Origin of the sequence: Neorhizobium alkalisoli (assembly GCF_007829835.1) — a bacterium.
Lineage (GTDB): Bacteria > Pseudomonadota > Alphaproteobacteria > Rhizobiales > Rhizobiaceae > Neorhizobium.
Genome location: NZ_VIWP01000010.1, coordinates 126854 through 145676, shown reverse-complemented (window position 1 = coordinate 145676; position 18823 = coordinate 126854). Strand labels below are relative to the sequence as shown.

Below are 18823 nucleotides of genomic sequence, written 5' to 3'. Positions count from 1 at the left end.
GATAAAAGCTGCCCCCTCCGTGAGGGGGCGGGCAGCCCTTTGCGCAGACAATGCTGCAGGCTCTGGTCGCGACGGCAAGCACAATTCCCGGTTTATTTCGGAACGAAACTGCTCGGCATAGGTTAGATGCTCACGGGTCTGTGAATACGGATCCGATACGAGAGGAAACTTCAGTGAAAAACATAATTCTTGCCGCGGCGCTCATCAGCGCGTCCGCTTTATCTGCGCATTCCCAGACGACACCGTCCGCTAACTCCAGCGGTGACACCCCGGCCGTAGCAACGCCCGATACCAAGAATGCGACCGCACCCGTCGAGGGCGCCAATAGCTTCACCCAAGATCAGGCGAAATCTCGCATTGAGAAGGCAGGCTTCTCCGACGTCAAGAACCTGATGAAGGACGACAAGGGCATCTGGATGGCCACCGGCATGAAGGACGGAAAGTCCGTCAACGTCGCGCTCGACTACCAGGGCAACGTCGTTGCCAAATAATTCAACACATTCAATAGGAGATTTTGATCATGAAAACTGTAACAGGACTCTTCGATGACTATTCCGACGCTAGTGCCGCTGTCAGCGCGCTGGAATCCGCCGGCGTGCCATCCAAGGATATCAGCATTGTTTCCAACAATGTCGACAACCGCCATGCGGACACTTCGAACGCGGCAGAAAGTGCCGGCACGGGCGCTGGTATCGGCGCAGCCGTCGGCGGTGCGGGCGGTCTGCTGACAGGTCTCGGCCTGATGGCCATTCCCGGTGTAGGCCCCGTTGTGGCGGCAGGTTGGTTGGCGGCAACCGCCGCGAGCGCTGTCGCGGGTGCGGTTGCCGGAGGTGCGACGGGCGGTATCATCGGCGCCATGACGAACTCGGGCGTGTCTGAAGAGGATGCGCATGTCTACGCCGAAGGTGTTCGCCGCGGCGGTTCGCTGGTAACCGCAAAGGTGGACGATGCACTCGCTCCCGACGCCGAGGTAATCCTAGAGCGGTCGAACTGGGTTGATCCGGCTGAGCGCCGCGCGTCCTATAAAGAGCACGGCTGGACCCGGTTTGACGATACGCTCGATCCTTACAAAGCCGACGAAGTCGAAGAGGAACGCGGTCGTTACCGCAACGCTGCACTCTGATCCAGATCGCGCCCCTTACGGGCGCGACATCTAGCATTCGTATAGATTTTCAACCTAAGGATACTCAAATGGCTACCGAAAAGACATTGAACGACCTCTTCCTTGATACGCTCAAGGACATCTATTTCGCCGAGAAGCAGATCCTGAAGGCTCTGCCTAAGATGGCGCGAGCCGCTCAGTCGGAAGAAGGCAAGGCCGGTTTCCTTACGCACCGCGACGAAACCCAGGGGCAGATCGAACGTCTCGAGCAGATCTTTGAACTCATTGGCAAGCCGGCCCGCGGCAAGACCTGCGAAGCCATCCAGGGCATCCTCGCTGAAGGCGAAGAGATCATGGAAGAATACAAGGGCACAGCGGCGCTCGATGCCGGCCTCATCTCTTCGGCTCAGGCCGTCGAGCACTACGAGATCGCTCGCTACGGCACTCTGAAATCCTGGGCCAAGCAGCTCGGCATGAAGGAGGCTGTCACCTTGCTGGACGCAACACTGCAGGAAGAGATCGCCACTGACCAGAAGCTGACGGTCCTCGGTGAAGGGAAAGCCAATGCCAAGCGCGAAGCTCGTCCAGCGCCAAACCTGCGCTGAAGAAGGCCAGCTAAACTCCCTCCGCAAATGATCAGGCCGCTTTGCGAGGCGGCCTTTTTTGCTTTCGAAGTCGCCGTTTACCCCCTATCCGGGAGCTTGACCCATGGCCAAAAAACCAGCGACTGCGTCGGCAGAGCCGAAGCTTGTCACCCCGGCTATCCGCGATCAGACACGGAAACGTGGTGCGGGTGCCGGCTCAGACTACGTCCGAGCCAACCTCGTCGTTTTGCTCTAGAACCGCTGTGAACCGACGACCCGGCTGTTGCAAGTATTACCCAGCAGGCGGTTCTGAAGCAGCCATGCGTCCATCGCGGGAACGAGCTCCGTGGGGGTGGTCTCCGACATCTTCAATTACATGCCAAGCCAGTGAGCTTTATTGCGAGATGACTTTTGATCTAGAATTTGGCTTTCAATATTCCGCATCGAAGCGGGTACCGCCGTCTTTACTGTCGAATCGGGCTGGGAACGTTCTCATAACCGCGGCGGAAAGACGGCAAAGCTATTGGTCCGATTTCGGACGGAAGCCCGTTTCCGGCACGTCATACAAGTCTCAGCTTTTTTTAGCCTAGCACCTGCGGCGCAATATTAGCATTCACAAATACTCGCGTGAGTTGTTGCGAATGGACAGAGAACAAGAAACAAACAAACGGTGGATTAGGTGTTGTGCGATGTGCTTAACGTCGATTAATCCACGCCGGGCAACCTAGATCACCAACGTGCCGCCTGAACCAAATTTATTCTTTTGGCCGTCACCCTTCAATGTCCGTTATCGGACATTGAAGGGTTAGACCTTGCGTGCCTTTCTCTTCAGTGGACATACATCCGCCACGCTGGGAGCAAACGATGCGAGATCGTTCGTAACTGCGTGGCGCGAACGGCTAGGAGATTATCATTGCTCTTGCCCTCACTGAGGTTGAGAGAATGACCATCGTCCCACAATTAATAGTCCGGAACAGACTTCTTTCCTCACTCGAGCCGCATGATTTTGCTCGGCTGGCACCGCACTTGGAAGCAGTGGAGTTGCCAAGGCTCTATGAACTGTCATCTCCTGGGAAGATCACTAATTACTGCTATTTTCTCGATACCGGCATAGGTTCGATCGTTGCTGAAACGAGTGGTGGGCACAAAGCCGAGATAGGTATTTTCGGGCACGAAGGAATGTCACCGACCTCTATCGTGATGCAAGTGCCCACGACACCCTTCGCAGCATTCATACAGGTTTCGGGACGCGGCTACAGGATACAAAGCATCCAGCTGTCGCACGCAATCGAGGAGAGTTTCAATCTTCGCTCTTTACTGCTGCGATTTGCCCAAGTTATGTCTGTCCAGACATCCTATACGGCCCTCTCTAACGCCACTGACAACATCGAGCAGCGTCTCGCCCGCTGGCTCCTGATGTGTGACGACAGATCAAACGGAGAGACGATCGATCTGACCCACGCGTTTCTCTCAGTTATGCTTGCGGTGCGCAGACAAAGTATCACTACATCGCTCCATGTCTTGGAAGGGAAACATCTCATATCATCGGGACGAAATCGTATAAGGGTCCGCGATCGAAAGGGCTTGGAAGGCTTCGCCAGCGGCACGTATGGTCCTGCTGAGGACGAATATCGTAAGCTGATAGGTTCATTCGGCAATTAGAAAGATTTGCCGCAGGCATGAGTATGAACAAGACCTATGGCTCCAAATTCGCAAATGTCCGGTACCGGACAAATATAATAGACGTTTCTAATTCTATGACGTATAAGAACTGGATCGTCAGCAAGTCGTTTCAACAGGGCGCTGGCGGCTGAGAGCAACGCTCCCGCCTGCGAAAAACTGGCGGTCCTATGTCATCCAACATAACGAACACCCAATCCGCCTTGATATACCTTATGGTCCAGCTGCGCGGGCTAAAGCGGAACCCGAAAACTGAGAATTCAATACCGGCTCCCGATAAAATTCTTTAGCTTCGGCAATGGGCGAGGTTGTTGCGATATCCTTCTCGTTGACATGGACAAGGCCAGTCTATGTAGGCGAAGCGGATTTGCTTGACACCACAATCACTGGCCCAGCCGACGCGCTCCGATGGATGAACAATCACTTCAAATACAAGCACGGGCCAGCTCACTGGCGCGCACGTACTCTTTGTCACCACGCGCTTTTGAAGCAAGTAGACGTTGAATTCGCACGCCAGCCATTCCTGGACGCTTGGCTCGAAGAAAGTAACTTCTAAAGATTGGAAGTGACCAACACGCCCATTTGAATGTGCCGGATCAGCACCCTTGAGACAGATTTGGTTTAATTGAGAAGAGAGGATCGGCCGTATAGAACAGCGCGATGACGATGACCGCCCCGAGATCGTCGATGATCGCGAGCGCCGAACAGCGAAAGCACACCGAGCGCGAAAGCGATGTCGGTTGCCGTCGGGATGGCCCAGCCGCGCAGTGCCGAGGGATCGTTCCAATTGAAGGAGACGAAGGACAGTGCCGGAAACAGCATGCCACCGGCCGCCGCTGCGCCGGGAAGGATGCTCCGGCTCCAGATGGACAGCTGGCCGTCCAGCATCTCGCGCTTGATCTCGAGGCCGACGAGCAGGAAGAAGACGGCCATCAGCGCGTCGTTGATCCAGTGCTGCAGGCTCAAAGGACCGATATAGACATGCAGGGCAGAAAATAGCTGTCCGCCAGGGCGGAGTTCGCCGTGATGATCGCCAGAACGGCAACCACCATCAGAATGATGCCACCGGACGCCTCGGCATCGAGAAAGTGGCGGAAAGTGGATTGAATGCGGCCCTTGGTCACTGTCGAAGACATGGCTTCGCGCTCCCTGGTTGGAAGGTTGATCGAAGTCTCCGTGGATCTCGGGGGAACCCGTAGCACCGCAGCACGCGCTGCGTAGGAAATTAGGGCAACTTATTTCCGCGCGCCAGTGTTTTGGTGCCCACTCACGAGATTTTCAGTCCTTGCAACACGGCCTGTCTCTTTTTGTCGAAAGCCCGGCAACCATGCGTGTTGCTTGTCCTTGGCGCGGCTATTGTCTTGAGGCACGCTCGGACCCCTTTGTGAGCACACAGTCGCGTCTGCACAAACAGTACCGCCTTGTTTCCGCACATGCCGCGCTCTAAGTATTTCACAATGTCCGGAGGAAATATGGATCAGATACTCAGCAGTAAGGCCGAAACCGGTGTCTTGGGTCTGGACGATATTCTATCAGGCGGTCTTACCCGCAGGCATGTTTTCCTCCTCGAAGGCTCCCCCGGCACAGGCAAGACAACGGTTGCCCTGCAATTCCTTCTCGAAGGCGCAAAGCTCGGCGAACGTTGTCTTTACATCAGTCTCTCGGAGTCTGACGAAGAGCTGCGTGACTGCGCGCGATCGCATGGGATGGTGATCGGTGACGGAATCGAAATCTTTGAACTCGTTCCTCCCGAAAGCCTCCTCGATGCGGATCAGCAGCAAAGCCTGCTTTATTCGTCCGACCTTGAACTCGGGGAAACGACAAAACTGATTTTCGAGGCGTTCGAACGGGTCAGGCCTCAGCGCGTTGTCATCGACAGTCTGTCGGAAATCCGGCTTCTGGCCCAGAGTTCATTGCGTTATCGCCGTCAGATCCTCGCCCTGAAACATTTCTTTTCGCGATCGGACGCGACTGTCCTTCTGCTCGACGACATGACGTCGGAGAATTTCGACAAGACGGTGCATAGCGTCGTCCATGGTGTCATACATCTTGAACAGCTTGCGCCAGACTACGGCTCCGAGCGTCGCAGGCTGCGGGTGATCAAGTATCGCGGCCAATCGTTCCGCGGCGGTTATCATGACTTCATCATTAGGACCGGTGGCGTAGCGGTATTCCCGCGCCTACGCGCAATCGAGCACAAGACGGGTTTCGAGCGCACCTCTCTCTCCAGCGGCCTGCCGGAATTCGATGGGTTGTTGGGTGGCGGGATCGAACGCGGTTCGAGCACATTGCTCATCGGCCCTGCAGGTACGGGCAAAAGCCTTTTCGCTCTGCAGTTCGTCAATGCGGCCGTTGCACGTGGAGAAAAGGCTGCGGCTTTTATCTTCGATGAGGAGCTTGGGCTACTTTTCTCACGCACCAAATCGATGGGCATCGATCTGGAGAAGTTGCGGGATGACGGACACATCCACATCGAACAATTGGACGCAGCAGAACTGTCACCGGGCGAGTTTGCCCAGCGCGTTCGAGACCGCGTCGCGAGCTTCGATGCGAAAACCGTCATCATCGACAGCGTAAACGGCTATCAGGCAGCCATGCCGGAAGAAAACGCGCTTATCCTGCACATGCACGAGCTGCTGCAATATCTAAATCGGCAAGGAGCAAACACCTTCCTGACCGTTGCCCAGCACGGTCTGGTCGGCGACATGAAGTCGCCAGTTGATGTCACCTATCTTGCCGACAGCGTCATCCTGCTGCGTTACTTCGAAGCGCTGGGAAAGGTGCGGCGGGCCGTGTCCGTGATCAAAAAGCGGACCGGTCCCCACGAAGATACTATCCGGGAGTTCAGGATCTCGAATAAGGGGCTAACCTTGGGCGAGCCGCTTTCCGGCTTTCAGGGCGTATTGCGCGGCGTACCCAGTTTCATCGGCGACCAGCAGCCCCTCCTCCCGATGACCGACAAGGACGGCGATCATTCCTAACAGCGACGCAAGCGGCCTGATCTACGCTCCAATCGGTCGCGATGCGCAAATTGCAGCGTCACTTTTGAAAGAGGCCGGTATCAATTCCAAGGCCGCAACGGATATCTCATCGTTTGTTGGCAGTTTGGGCGATGGGATTGCCTTTGCTGTCGTGACGGAGGAAGCGTTCCGATCGGCCGACTTGCGGGCGATATCAACTTGGATCGAGGCACAGCCCAGTTGGTCGGATCTGCCTTTCATTATCCTGACGAACCGCGGCGGTGGTCCTGAACGCAATCCGGCCGCTGCACGCTTGTCTGAAGTGCTGGGCAATGTGAGTTTTGTGGAGCGGCCGTTTCACGCGACGACATTTATCAGCGTGGCTCGCTCGGCAATGCGGGGTAGACGTCGCCAGTTTGACGCACGGGCCAGGATAGAAGATCTCGATGAAGGCGAGCGTCGTCTCCAGACGGCTCTCAGCGCAGGCCGGCTTGGTGCTTGGGAACTTGATCTCGCATCGCTTGAGCTCACCACGTCAAATACCTGCAAGGCGATATTCGGACGCGCTCCGGATGAGCCCTTCTCCTATGAGGATCTGTTGTCGACGGTGCACCCGGAGGACAAGCAGCGCATGCAAACTGCTGTGCAGGCGACCGTCGAAACCGGCGTCGATTATGCAATAGAGTATAGAACGCTCTGGAAAGACGGATCTGTTCACTGGGCCGAGATCCGCGCGCAGCTTTACAGGGACAGATCCTGCAAGGCGATCAAGCTGGTCGGTGTGTCTGCCGACATTACGGCCCGCCTGGACGCTGAAGAACAGCAGCGACGGCTGAATGAGATCCTGGAACAGCGCGTTGCGGAGCGAACGCGCGAACTCGAGCAGGCTCATGCCGTGGTCTTGGAAGAGGTAAGCCAGCGAGAGCGTGCCGAACAGCAATTGCGCCAGAGCCAGAAGATGGAGGCCATCGGGCAGCTCACCGGTGGCGTGGCGCATGACTTCAATAACCTGCTAATGGCGGTGCTCGGCAATCTCGAACTCTTGCGCAAACATGTGGGGGATGATGCCAAGGCGATTCGGTTGATTGATGGCGCGCAGCAAGGCGCAAAACGTGGAGCCTCCCTCACACAGCGACTTCTCGCCTTTTCGCGCAGACAGGATCTTCGCATCGACCCTGTGGATATGCGGGCGCTTTTGAGCGGGATGGAAGATTTGTTGAGGCGCTCAGTCGGCTCAACGATCGTGATCGAGACAAATATTCCCGACAGCTTACCGCTCGTGTCCGCCGATGCCAATCAGGTGGAACTGGCCCTACTCAATCTCGCGGTCAATGCACGCGACGCAATGCCAGATGGCGGCGCGATCCATATTGAACTCCAAGAGGCGGAGCAGACCGCGCAACTGGGCGAACTGGCAGCCGGTCGCTACGTCATTCTCTCTGTTGCCGACCAGGGCCTCGGCATGGACAAGGAAACGCTGCAGAAAGCGATTGAACCTTTCTTTTCCACCAAGGAACTCGGCAAGGGAACTGGCTTGGGCCTGTCCATGATCCATGGACTGGCATCCCAGCTAAACGGCGAACTCAAGCTGACAAGTGAGGTCGGCAAGGGAACGACGGCCGAGCTGTGGATCCCTGTCTCGACGACGGTTGTCGCAGCGGACCTTCCACCGAATGAAATAGCTGCGGCGCCACCAACGAAATTGCTCGGCCCTAAACGGATCCTTCTTGTCGACGACGACATGCTGATCGCAATGAGCTCAGCCGACATGCTGATCGATCTCGGTCACGAGGTCGTTGAAGCACATTCGGGTTCCGAGGCTCTGGAATGTTTTGGTGACGGATCGGACTTCGATCTGGTCATCACCGACTATTCCATGCCGGGCATGAACGGCGGCGAGCTGGCGCGGCGCGTACGCGAGATTTCCCCCGGCATGCCAATACTCATTGCTTCTGGCTATGCGGAACTTCCAGCTGGGCTTGATCTGAACGTCGCAAGACTTGGGAAACCTTACACTCAGGAGCAGTTGCAGCTGGAGATTGGCAGACTGTCACGCACTCTCTAGGCGCGTTTTACATCTCAGCGAACGAGCGTCGTGCAAAAGATCGGTGTGCGATATCCCAACAGGGGAACAAGCCTTCGTTGAGCAAGTTACCTCATTCTACCTTTCGGTATAAACCCGAGGCACCGTTCGCTCAGGTGCAATCATCCCGGAGCGACGGAGCATTCCTTTGCCAAAACCAATAATTCTTGTTGTTGAAGACGACCCACTGTTGAGAATGGCAGCCGTCGATATGGTGGAAGGTGCAGGTTTCGCGGCAATCGAAGCTGCCAACTCTGCCGAGGCGATTGAGATCCTGGAAAATCGGCTCGATATCCGCGTCGTTTTCACCGATATCGACATGCCACCAGGGATTGATGGCATAAGGCTCGCGGCGCTGATCAGAGATCGCTGGCCGCCGGTCAAGCTCATTATTACGTCCGGGCACAGGATACCGCCCTCTGGCTCACTCCCGAGCGACAGTATGTTTTATTCCAAGCCCTATCCGGAAAATGAGGTTGTCGCGACAATGCGGCGAATGGCAGCCTAGGTTGCCAGATCCTTCATTATAGCTCTTGAACCTCTTGAAAGAATGCCCAAATCCCTCGCCGCATAGCAGGTGAGGAGATCATGCGCGCATTTTTCGAAACCACGTTCGGCCCAACCGAGCTGTCAATCGTAGAGGCGGTGTTCAAGCAGTGGCTGTCCGAAGGCGGTACAACGAGAGACGCGCCGGAGGCCGAGTTGGCAGCAGCGATCGTGATCAATCTCTTCCGGGAAGGTCATAATACAGGCGAGGCTCTGAGAGCTGCAGTTGTTGAGCATAAGGGCCTTGCAGATCTCAAGGCGGTCGCAAGCTTTGATGACATGCAGTCCTCTTCCCTGGCGAGGTGAAACGCCATCCTCAAAAGGGCATGGAGAACGTAAAGCAGGTCTCGGCATCGTCGGAGCGAACGCTGATCATTCCCTTATGGGCCTTGGCAATCTCGAAGGCTATGTAGAGGCCGAGACCAAGGCCCTGCATGCTAGGGCGCAGATCGCCGCGACGGAATGGCTGAAACAAGCGTTCCCGCACTTCAGAGGGAATAGGCGTACCACCGTTGCTGACTGAAATTTCAAGCAGACCATTTCGTACGGTCCCCAAAATCCGGATGGGCTCTGCTTCGCTCCCATGCGTCACAGCATTGGCGACGAGATTCGAAAACATCTGAGCCAACCGAAGCCCGTCGACCTTGAGCGGCCGTAACAGGTCGAAATCAGCGACGATGGAGCGATCAGGATGGGCCAGCCGGATCTCGTCCACCACATGGCCAAGTGTAACCGATAGATCGTGCTCAGCCACCTCGAGCGAAATGCCGCCTCCCATTCTCGCCCTGGCAAAATCCATCACGTTGTCGACCAGCCCGATCATGCGCGAGATGCTGGATTTCATCAGCTTGAGAACCAGCGGGCTGCGTTCCGTCCAGCCCTCCTTCAAGAGCCGTGAGGTACCGGCGTCGATGGCGGCGATCGGATTGCGCAGGTCGTGTCCCAGAACGGCGATAAACTGTTCCCGCAGTTCGGAAACTTCCTTCTCGCGCTCAAGCGCGCCATTTGCCGCCTTAAGCCGATCATCGGCATCAAGATGCTGCCCGATCAACTCGGCGAACAGCTTGAACGAGTTGATCACCTGCGGATTGTTTATTTTCGCAGGGTTCGGATCGATTGCACAAAGTGTTCCAAAGAACTGTCCGTTGGCCAAAATGATCGGGATTGAAATGTAACTGCGCAGGCCGTAGATGCGAGGTGTATGGTGGTCACGATACTGGGGATCTGCAGTGGCATCGTCGAACACGATTGGCTGCCTATGGCCGCGGATCTCATCGCAGAGCGTGCTCTCTACGGGAAGCTCGTCGCCTGGCTTCAGCCCGAAGCCAACATGATCGAGAGACTTGCACGTAATCCAGCGATCCTCTGTCACACGCGCAACCGCAGCAAAGCCCATGCCGGTCATCTGCAGCACAACATCGAGTATAGTCGGCACTGCCGCAATTCCCTGGACCCGCTCCACGTCACGGGCAAGGCTCTCATCGATGAGGACCTTTGTCGAGGCCGAGGTTGCAATGGTTTCGGCAAGTTCCCGAACTGCTTTGGTCTTCTCCATGGCGGTGGCTGCCGCGCCCGCGAGGGCTTCCAGAATATCCAATTCAAATTGAGCAGGGGTGTAGCTTCGCGACCAATAGGCACCGATCGCTCCGATAGGGTCATCGACTCGAACTGGGGCCACGGCCGCCGCCTTGACGAACGTCTTGGCGTAGAGCTCATGCGGAATACGATCGTCTTCCGACACATCGGGAATGACCACGGTCCGCCGATTAAGCATGGCCCAACCACTGACACAGGCAGACGCTGGAAATTTCTCGCCCTTCCAAAGCGGGCCGATCGCGTCTTCCTCGACATAGTGGCACAGGTCGCCCTCTCGCCGAATGATCGAGATCCCTTCACAACCGATCAGTGTTCTTGCCGTAACACGAAGGGTTTCCACAATCTCGTCCTCGCTCTCAGCGCGTCCGAGCTTGGCGATCGCCTTCGTTAGGCTTGCAAGTGGGGTGGAGTAGAAAGCCGCGTCGGATTGGGGTATCGCATCGGATGACATGGACATGGTAGACTCCTGCTAGGGGCAAGAGCGGAACATCTCCCAGCCGCTCGCGCCCTGTACGCATGCGAACGATGCTACTTCATTAAAACAATTCCCTCGGAGTGTCCATATTTTGGCACTACGATCGAACTCGCGGAGGAACGGCAAAACGAGCGTACGTTCACCGGATTATCCGTATCTGAAAATCCTTATTGCTCGACGGCCCGCTCTGCCGCTGCTCTGTTCCCCGCCGTTGCTTGAACGTTTGCGCGAATGCTGTCTTAGTCTGGCATCTGCGGGGCCATTCGAAACCGCTCACAGGAAGCGGCGATCGACTTCGTGACTGATCATCGGGATCGCAACGGCTGTTGCCGTCGGCAGCTCGAGTGCCCCGATCCACTGTCCCAACGTAAAGTTCGCGGCAATTCTCAGCAAAGCGGGTCTTTTCTCAGGCGTGAACTCGACACCCGACTGACTATGGATCTCGTTCTTACGGATCTTGAAGGGACTAGAACCGCTGACCAGTAGGTCCGTGAACGCGATGTGATTGGTTTCACTCCGAAATCTGCCAAACACGATATTCCCCTTGCGCTTAAGGACGGTCGGCACTCTCTCACAACTTTCGCCACGGCGCGTAATGCCTCAGGTTGTGGCTCCTACTGTTTTCTGACCTTAGGGGGCACCCAGCTACCATCGACGATTTCGGTCTTCGGCCAATAGGCCCGAAGGTAGAGAGAGAAATCCCCCAAAGGCACTGGAAGCCAATTTGTCTCGAGATCATTTCCGGGGGACATCGGCTGGGCGTAAATCGTCAGCGACCCATCTGCATCGAACTTGAGCGTCTTGTTCTTCGTGCCCAACGAATATCGCCCGAGCGCATTCGGTGAAAAGAAGTGCTGCGCGTCGTAAACCGTGAGCGACCAGAAGCCATCGACCGGCGGTGTATTGCCCTTTGGGAATGTGACCCTATAGCTGCTCGCTCCGTTCAGCCGTCCACCATCCGCGTCGAGATCCTGATAGAAGTATTTCGTTTCGTTCGATGCGTTGACGAGAATGTTGGATTTCGCGACCGCCGTGCGGGTGAAATAATCGGTCCCGAAGTCGCCGTTGTTGTTCGTGGTCGACCAGTGACCGTCAAGCTGCACACCCCAATTCCGAAATTGCAGCAAGGGCTCGACCAATTCGGCTTCGGCCTTCCGGGCTTCATCCGTCATAGCTTCCATCAGTGCCGGATTTCGGCCTGCCGCCGCGATCACCGCGCGTATCTGGGCGTATCTGGCCTCCTCGCCGGGCATTGGCGGCGCGTCCGCCATCACGGCCGGCAATTGTTTGACAAACGTCTCAGGGAACACCCATTTCGTTTCTGCAGCACCGCCTTCTGCGGCAGGTGATCCCAGGGTCGGCAACACACGCCAATCATGCTCCTTGAACTTCCCGTCAAACTGCCCGAGCGGATACATGTCGATCTTCGAGATCACCTCCTGGATCGCCTCGCGGTCTGACGCGGTGTCGTCCATGAAGACCCGCGGAACGATGAAGGCAGTGTTCGTCCTTGCGCGAAATACCTTGGTAATCCCCTTCGGCACGTCACCCTTCCATTCAGGCCCGACGAGCAGATAGAACCCTGGCCTCGATCCGTACATGGCGCCGATTTGCGCAAAACTGTCCGTGCGCATATCTACGACCTGATAGACCCAGAAACGATCACCGAAGTCGGGCACCTGCACCACGACCGGCGTCTGTTCGAGAGCTGCAACGCCCGCGCCATAAACGACATCCTGGTTGGGGCAGGCGACCCAGCGCTGGTCGGCCTTCACATAATCGGCCAACATCGCCATCGCGTTTATCGGCGCGAAGGGTAGCACGCCGTTCATCAGCCCAATCTTCGGGGATTGCTGGAAGGCCAGCCGGCGATTGTAGATGTTGACCATCGGCCATGCCCAGAAATACGCATCTCGCGCCACCGAGCGGCCGTATTGTTCGGTGATCTTCGTGGCAGCATCCGGAGATGGCGGCATCTGCGACTGCCAGACGGGTGACAATGGAAGCGGATCGGCTAGGCAAGCCGGCGGCAGCGTTACGAGGGCCGCAACGGAGAGGCAAAGGATTGATAGATCGAGCTTCATCGGTTCCTCCCGTGATCAGATAATGCAATGCCTTCGCCTCGGCATTGCGATGCGTCCGGCTTTGTCGCGGCGTGCGAATTTCAATTCAGCTTGACGAGCGCCGGCGGCCAGTACGTACCGTTGGCGACACCGTCGAGTGGCCCGTAGAAGCGAAAGGTCAGCCGGAACTTCTGGCCTTTCGGGATCGGCAGCCAGTTTCCATCGGGGGCTTCCGCGGGTTTCTCATTTGCGAAATAGAGGGTCAGTGAACCGTCGGGGCCATATTGGGGGTTCGTCTGTTCGTTGAGCAGAAACCTGTTGATCGGGTTTGCCAGAACACGGAAGCGGACATTATCGACGGCGATCACCGACCAGAAATATTTCGCGAAGCGTGATGGGAGTGCGTCCTTCGGAAAGGTCATCTTGTAGGCATGATCCCCGGTCAGGTCGTCCCCGCGATCGTCCTTGCCCCCGCGATAATACAGCACCTCCGGCTTGACGTTCGCCCAGATGCCGCCGTTGTTGACCAGCGTTCGCGCGGTGTAGTCCAGGCCGTATTCGCCGACGACACCGGGTCTTGCCCAGCCGTTCCGGATCACGCCATGCCCGATCGTCAGGCCCGCCTTGGCGATCTCAGGAAATGCGTGCTGTTTGATGATGGCGTCGATCCGCCCGCGCTCCTTCGTGTCGTCCCTGATGGCGGCTGCGACTGCGCGGGCGTCCTGCTGCAATTGCTCCAGCCCGGGATTGAGATCCGGCTCGCTATCGAGTGCCGCCGCTGTTGCGTCGAACGCGTCGACACCGGGCAAATGCTCCAGTTCGAAGATCGGAGTCTTCGGAATGTCGGGCAGTATCGGGCTTCCCGTCGTGTGCAGCGTGAATTGGTGCTGCAGCTCGACGGCGCGGTCCGGGTCATTGCCCAGGGCCACGCGCGCGAGGATGCGCGCGTGCTTGACGGGGAGATCGATACGCATCACGCCAGCAGGCAGATCGACCGTCGCGCCGCGCAGACAGGCCGCGAACTCACCCGACCGTCTGTTCGGAAACAAGCGCTCGTTGATATTGGCAAGCGTCTCGCCCCATCCGTTGAGGAATTGCACCGTGTAATATCTGTCTTCGATACTGGGGACCGTGACGATCGTGCAGCTCGTTTCATCAACGGCAACCCAGGCTTCGGAATAGGCGACGTCGAGATTGGGGTTCGGCCAGTCGACCGCGCCCGGCTTGCGATGAACCAGCTCGTTCCATTTGAAGCCCTCCTGGAAGTCGAGCTGCTGCTGACGCGTGATGAGCAATCGACCGAGGAGATAGATATACGACTGTGCTACCTGGTCGTCGGTCAAGATCGCGGCCTCCGCGCGGACACTCGGCAGAGTCACAAAGCACAGTACGGCGATCAGACCTTTGGACATTCCGTTCATCGTGCGGCTCCTTCCTTCTGGTCGACACATCCCGGGACCAGCGTGTGGGCCACGACCGTAAAATGGAAGTACGCAACGGTTACACCGGGGTAAACCGAATGGTCGGAGCGCTTGGGGCGATCTTGCTGCTCTAGTAACAAGGCCGATGAGTTTTCAACGCCGATTGTAACCGTTGCGTACTTCCCAGGCGGAGCCACCTCCGTAGGGTGTCGTCAACGTCTTCGACATTGGATGCTCAAATGTCACTTGCGAGCAAACTGCTGCCTGTCTTCTTCTGCACCGCCCTTTCGGCCTGCGGCCATCCCACTGGCGTCATGCAGCCAGTGACGCTTGCGATAGCAAAGCCGCAAACAGCGCATGTCGACATGCTTGTGGCCACGACGCGTCAACCGTCCGGAGATCCCAGAACGCTGTTCAATGGTGAACGCAGTCCAAAGCCGTTCATGACGGAAGTTTCGGTTTCCATCCCGGCAAAGCGACCCGAGGGCACGGTGCAATGGCCGAAACGAATGCCTCCCGATCCCGCCACCGACTTTGCTGTCACGCGTGTTCGGCAGATCGACAGCATACCGGAAGGTCGGGCCTGGTTTCGTCAGCACATCGAAGGCGGCCATGCATTGGTTTTCATCCACGGTTTCAACAACACCTACGAGGATTCCGTCTTCCGGTTGGCTCAGATCGTTCATGATTCAAAAATGCGGGCGACGCCGATCCTGTTTACGTGGCCATCGCGGGCGAGCCTGTTTGGCTACGAATACGATAAGGAAAGCACAAATTACTCGCGAACGGCGCTCGAACAGTCGCTTCGGCTGTTGGCAAAGGATCCCAATGTAAAGGACATCACGGTGCTCGCACATTCGATGGGCACCTGGCTTGCCATGGAGGCGCTAAGGCAAATGGGTATCCGTGACGGTCATGTCGACGCCAAGATCAACAACGTCATCCTCGCCTCGCCAGACATAGATATTCAGGTCTTTGCCAAGCAGTATGCGGAGATGGGGGCGCCAAAGCCGAAGTTCACGATATTCATGTCGCAGGACGATAGGGCTCTGGCGGCTTCGAGCTTCATTACAGGCAGGGTCGCGCGCCTCGGCGGTATTGATCCGACGATCGAGCCCTATCGCTCACGGTTGGAGAGAGCCGGGATCACGGCCATCGATCTTACGAAGGTGAAGACCGATGACAACCTTCACCACGGCAAGTTCGCGCAAAGCCCGGAGATCGTACAGCTCATCGGCCAACGGTTGATGACGGGCCAGCCTTTGACGGATTCCAACGTCACATTGGGAGAAGGCGTTACCGCGGTGGTTGGGGGGACGGTCCGCACACTGGGCACCGTTACGGCCGCCGCTGTAGCCGCTCCCGCGACCGTGATTGAAAACAGGCCGCGTCCGCACCCAGCGGACGTCAGCGAAACCCTGACGAGCGGCCAGATCCCCCAGCCACTTGCGCCATAGCCATCAGTACGCCGCAACGCGTCGGCCGCTGATGTTACCCCGCCGTAACCGTTGCGTACTTCAATTTACCCCCGATGTTTCCGAAGGTTCGCCTCTATAGCCGCCTTCGGCACAACCAGGGAGAACGCGAATGGCAAACGAACTCTGCACCGGCAGGAGGACACGATGACGAGCTTCCCGAAACATTACCTTGGAGCGGGCGCGGCATTCGCGCTTGCCCTGACCTCGACTTGCCTCCTGCCTATTGGCGCACTGGCTCAGACGGCAACCGCACCAGCCACCGCGCCCTCCGCAACTACGAGCGCGAAACCGAACATTCTGGTGATCTTCGGCGACGATGTCGGGCAGACGAACATCAGCGCCTATTCTTTCGGCGTTGTCGGCTACAAGACGCCGAACATCGACAGCATCGCCAAGGCCGGCATGATGTTCACCGACTACTATGCCGAAAACTCCTGCACGGCGGGCCGCTCGACCTTCATCACAGGACAGACCTGCTTGCGTACCGGGCTCTGCAAGGTCGGGGCGCCCGGCGCTCCGGTTGGCCTGCAGCCAGGGGACATGACCATTGCCCAGGCGCTGAAGCCGCTCGGTTACACAACCGGCCAGTTCGGCAAGAACCATCTGGGCGACCGCGACGAATATCTGCCGACGAACCATGGCTTCGATGAGTTCTTCGGCAACCTTTACCATCTCAATGCCGAAGAGGAGCCTGAAGCCCCCTACTGGCCAAAGGACGACCAGCAGTTCCTTAAGGCCTACAATCCGCGTGGCGTCGTCAAAGCGTCCGCCGATGGCAAGGTGGAAGATACCGGCCCCCTGACGAAGAAACGTATGGAGACAATAGACGACGAAACGACCGCCGCGGCCATCGACTTCATCGGCCGGCAGGCCAAGGCGGGAAGGCCATTCTTCACTTGGATGAACACCACACGCATGCATGCGTTTACCCATGTGCGGGAAACCATGCGCGGCCAGAGCGGCATGGTCGGTAACGAATATGCTGACGGGATGATCGAGCACGACGGCGATGTGGGTAAGCTTCTCAAAGCTCTCGACGAACTAGGCATCGCGGACAATACCATCGTGGTTTACACGACTGACAACGGTCCGAACCAGTGGTCGTGGCCGGATTCCGCGACGACACCGTTCCGCAGCGAGAAGGACACCAACTGGGAGGGTGCTTTCCGTGTGCCGGCTATGGTCAAATGGCCCGGCCATATTGCAGCCGGGCAAGTCTCAAACCAAATGTTCTCCGGCCTCGACTGGTTCCCAACCCTGCTCGCTGCCGCAGGCGATCCCGACGTTAAGACAAGGCTGCTGAATGGATGGCAGCCGTCAGGTAGTAGCACCACGTTCAAGAACCATCTCGATGGCTACAATCAGCTCGGCTATATCACCGGCAAGACAGACAAAAGCGCCCGTCCCGATTTTTACTACTTTGATGACGACGGAGATCTCGTCGCTATTCGGTATGACGATTGGAAGGTCGTATTCAAGGAACAGCCAGCCCCCGGCGGTTTCGCGGTCTGGCAGACGCCACTGACGACTTGGCGCATCCCGAAACTTTTTAACCTGCGCATGGATCCCTATGAGCGCGCTGACATCGTCTCGGACCAGTACAACGACTTTCTGGCGAGAAACGACTACCTTCTCGTCAAAGGACAACTTCGGGCAGCAGGGTTCCTCGAAACGTTCGTCAAATATCCGCCAAGCCAAAGGGTCGCCAGCTTCAACATCGAGGGCGTACGCGCCGAGGTGGACAAGGCGATCGACCAGTCCTTCAAAGACCGAGGCATCGAGAAATAGCCTCTCAGGCGGGACGCGCGCTGCCACCGTGGCGCGCGTCCGACACCCATCTTGTGAGGCATCCATGACAGCGCGCGACGACATCCTTGATCTCGGTCAACGCATCGGCCAATCGATCATCGGCCAGGACACGATGGTCGAACGCCTTCTGCTGGGACTGCTATCCAACGGCCACCTGCTCGTTGAAGGGCTTCCAGGTCTCGCGAAAACCCGGGCAATCAAGAGCCTCGCAAAAAACTTGGACTCCGAACTCTCTCGCGTCCAGTTCACACCGGACCTGTTGCCCGCAGACATCACCGGCTCGGAGATCTACTTCTCAGAAGGCGGCAAGGGCGAGTTCAAGTTCCAGCATGGGCCGATCTTCGCCAATCTGATACTCGCCGACGAGATCAACCGCGCGCCCGCCAAGGTGCAGTCTGCGCTACTCGAAGCCATGGAGGAGCGTCAGGTCACCGTCGGCGGCAAAAGCTACCCGCTGCCACCGTTGTTCATGGTCATGGCGACCCAGAACCCGATCGAACAGGAAGGCACCTATCCTCTTCCAGAAGCGCAGCTCGACCGTTTTCTGATGCATGTCGAGGTCGGTTATCCGGACGAGGCGTCGGAAGTGGCGATCATGCGTCTCAACCGCGATGAGGAGAATGAAGCCCATGGCGACTCGAAACCGGCGACCCAACATAAGCTGAACCCGCAATCCGTGTTCGACGCCCGCAAGGAAATCGGCAGCGTCACCGTGTCCGATCCGGTCGAGAAATACATGGTGGCCCTCGTCTTCGCCACCCGGTACCCGGACCGCTACGACAAAGACCTTGCGAAGCTGCTGCAGGTGGGTGTCAGCCCGCGCGGCGTGATCGGTCTCGACAAGGTATCGCGTTCCTATGCATGGCTGAAGGGCCGCGACTACGTGACACCGGACGACGTCAAGGCGATCGTCAACGACGTCTTCCGTCACAGACTGATCCTCTCCTACGAAGCTCATGCATCGAACACAACGCCCGACAAGGTGATCGACCGGATCACCGAGCTCGTCGCCGTGTCGTGAGGGAG

At 57.4% G+C, this 18823-nt stretch carries 16 protein-coding genes and 1 pseudogene; 12 read left to right on the top strand and 5 right to left on the bottom strand.

Annotated elements, in window-relative coordinates; all coding sequences use genetic code 11:
• Positions 1-173: 173 nt before the first annotated feature.
• From FHW37_RS27380 to FHW37_RS34705, 5 genes are all read left to right on the top strand, one after another.
• Positions 174-491 (top strand): PepSY domain-containing protein, encoded by a 318-nt coding sequence (locus tag FHW37_RS27380; protein WP_145642144.1) that lies wholly within the window; start codon positions 174-176, stop codon positions 489-491.
• A 29-nt stretch (positions 492-520) separates the two neighbouring features.
• Positions 521-1123 carry a general stress protein gene (locus tag FHW37_RS27375; protein WP_145642142.1) on the top strand — a complete coding sequence of 201 codons (603 nt, stop codon included), beginning with the start codon at positions 521-523 and terminating at the stop codon, positions 1121-1123.
• A gap of 68 nt (positions 1124-1191) precedes the next feature.
• Positions 1192-1707 carry a ferritin-like domain-containing protein gene (locus FHW37_RS27370; RefSeq protein ID WP_145642139.1) on the top strand — a complete coding sequence of 172 codons (516 nt, stop codon included), beginning with the start codon at positions 1192-1194 and terminating at the stop codon, positions 1705-1707.
• Positions 1708-2628: 921 nt separating this feature from the next.
• Positions 2629-3348, top strand: a complete 720-nt coding sequence (locus tag FHW37_RS27365; RefSeq protein WP_145642138.1) for a Crp/Fnr family transcriptional regulator — start codon at positions 2629-2631, stop codon at positions 3346-3348.
• A gap of 316 nt (positions 3349-3664) precedes the next feature.
• A complete protein-coding gene (locus FHW37_RS34705; RefSeq protein ID WP_145642135.1) occupies positions 3665-3922 on the top strand; it encodes a DUF982 domain-containing protein in 258 nt (85 codons plus the stop codon).
• Positions 3923-4004: 82 nt separating this feature from the next.
• Here FHW37_RS34705 and FHW37_RS27355 read toward each other — a convergent pair.
• Positions 4005-4502: pseudogene (locus tag FHW37_RS27355) on the bottom strand (Na+/H+ antiporter NhaA); the annotation flags it as partial.
• Between the two features lie 336 nt (positions 4503-4838).
• Here FHW37_RS27355 and FHW37_RS27350 point away from each other — a divergent pair.
• The 4 genes from FHW37_RS27350 to FHW37_RS27335 all read left to right on the top strand — a co-directional run bounded on the left by FHW37_RS27350 (position 4839) and on the right by FHW37_RS27335 (position 9261).
• Positions 4839-6347, top strand: a complete 1509-nt coding sequence (locus tag FHW37_RS27350) for an ATPase domain-containing protein (RefSeq protein WP_145642132.1) — start codon at positions 4839-4841, stop codon at positions 6345-6347.
• On the top strand, positions 6337-8391 hold the full coding sequence (locus FHW37_RS27345) for a hybrid sensor histidine kinase/response regulator (RefSeq protein ID WP_145642130.1): 2055 nt from the start codon (positions 6337-6339) through the stop codon (positions 8389-8391). Before FHW37_RS27350 ends, FHW37_RS27345 begins: the two co-directional genes overlap by 11 nt.
• A 160-nt stretch (positions 8392-8551) precedes the next feature.
• Positions 8552-8917 (top strand): response regulator, encoded by a 366-nt coding sequence (locus FHW37_RS27340; RefSeq protein ID WP_432442904.1) that lies wholly within the window; start codon positions 8552-8554, stop codon positions 8915-8917.
• 80 nt (positions 8918-8997) lie between these two features.
• Positions 8998-9261, top strand: coding sequence for a hypothetical protein (locus tag FHW37_RS27335; protein ID WP_145642125.1), 264 nt, complete (start codon positions 8998-9000; stop codon positions 9259-9261).
• 10 nt (positions 9262-9271) lie between these two features.
• Here FHW37_RS27335 and FHW37_RS34615 read toward each other — a convergent pair whose 3' ends face one another.
• From FHW37_RS34615 to FHW37_RS27315, 4 genes are all read right to left on the bottom strand, one after another.
• Positions 9272-11008: a GAF domain-containing protein gene (locus FHW37_RS34615; RefSeq protein WP_348642851.1), complete on the bottom strand. Its 1737-nt coding sequence runs from the start codon at positions 11006-11008 to the stop codon at positions 9272-9274.
• A 291-nt stretch (positions 11009-11299) separates the two neighbouring features.
• Positions 11300-11560, bottom strand: coding sequence for a hypothetical protein (locus tag FHW37_RS27325; protein ID WP_145642122.1), 261 nt, complete (start codon positions 11558-11560; stop codon positions 11300-11302).
• 80 nt (positions 11561-11640) lie between these two features.
• Positions 11641-13002, bottom strand: a complete 1362-nt coding sequence (locus FHW37_RS27320) for a DUF1254 domain-containing protein (RefSeq protein WP_210249329.1) — start codon at positions 13000-13002, stop codon at positions 11641-11643.
• Positions 13003-13190: 188 nt separating this feature from the next.
• Positions 13191-14510 (bottom strand): DUF1214 domain-containing protein, encoded by a 1320-nt coding sequence (locus FHW37_RS27315; protein ID WP_246690940.1) that lies wholly within the window; start codon positions 14508-14510, stop codon positions 13191-13193.
• Positions 14511-14749: 239 nt separating this feature from the next.
• Between FHW37_RS27315 and FHW37_RS27310 the strand changes: the two genes are divergently transcribed.
• The 3 genes from FHW37_RS27310 (at position 14750) to FHW37_RS27300 (ending at position 18818) form a co-directional block, all read left to right on the top strand.
• Complete coding sequence (locus tag FHW37_RS27310; protein ID WP_145642118.1) at positions 14750-15967, top strand: alpha/beta hydrolase; 1218 nt, start codon at positions 14750-14752, stop codon at positions 15965-15967.
• Between the two features lie 165 nt (positions 15968-16132).
• Entirely contained in the window at positions 16133-17776 is a 1644-nt protein-coding gene (locus FHW37_RS27305; RefSeq protein ID WP_145642116.1) for an arylsulfatase, read from the top strand.
• Positions 17777-17840: 64 nt separating this feature from the next.
• A complete protein-coding gene (locus FHW37_RS27300; RefSeq protein WP_145642114.1) occupies positions 17841-18818 on the top strand; it encodes an AAA family ATPase in 978 nt (325 codons plus the stop codon).
• The last annotated feature ends 5 nt before the right edge of the window (positions 18819-18823 follow it).

Bases quoted from the DNA above. Each gene is read 5' to 3' on its own strand.
- FHW37_RS27320 (WP_210249329.1), bottom strand. From the start codon at position 13,002: ATGCCGCCATCTCCGGATGCTGCCACGAAGATCACCGAACAATACGGC.
- FHW37_RS27350 (WP_145642132.1), top strand. From the start codon at position 4,839: ATGGATCAGATACTCAGCAGTAAGGCCGAAACCGGTGTCTTGGGTCTG.
- FHW37_RS34705 (WP_145642135.1), top strand. From the start codon at position 3,665: ATGGGCGAGGTTGTTGCGATATCCTTCTCGTTGACATGGACAAGGCCA.
- FHW37_RS27375 (WP_145642142.1), top strand. From the start codon at position 521: ATGAAAACTGTAACAGGACTCTTCGATGACTATTCCGACGCTAGTGCC.
- FHW37_RS27370 (WP_145642139.1), top strand. From the start codon at position 1,192: ATGGCTACCGAAAAGACATTGAACGACCTCTTCCTTGATACGCTCAAG.
- FHW37_RS27335 (WP_145642125.1), top strand. From the start codon at position 8,998: ATGCGCGCATTTTTCGAAACCACGTTCGGCCCAACCGAGCTGTCAATC.
- FHW37_RS27300 (WP_145642114.1), top strand. From the start codon at position 17,841: ATGACAGCGCGCGACGACATCCTTGATCTCGGTCAACGCATCGGCCAA.
- FHW37_RS34615 (WP_348642851.1), bottom strand. From the start codon at position 11,008: ATGTCCATGTCATCCGATGCGATACCCCAATCCGACGCGGCTTTCTAC.
- FHW37_RS27310 (WP_145642118.1), top strand. From the start codon at position 14,750: ATGTCACTTGCGAGCAAACTGCTGCCTGTCTTCTTCTGCACCGCCCTT.
- FHW37_RS27305 (WP_145642116.1), top strand. From the start codon at position 16,133: ATGACGAGCTTCCCGAAACATTACCTTGGAGCGGGCGCGGCATTCGCG.
- FHW37_RS27365 (WP_145642138.1), top strand. From the start codon at position 2,629: ATGACCATCGTCCCACAATTAATAGTCCGGAACAGACTTCTTTCCTCA.
- FHW37_RS27315 (WP_246690940.1), bottom strand. From the start codon at position 14,510: ATGAACGGAATGTCCAAAGGTCTGATCGCCGTACTGTGCTTTGTGACT.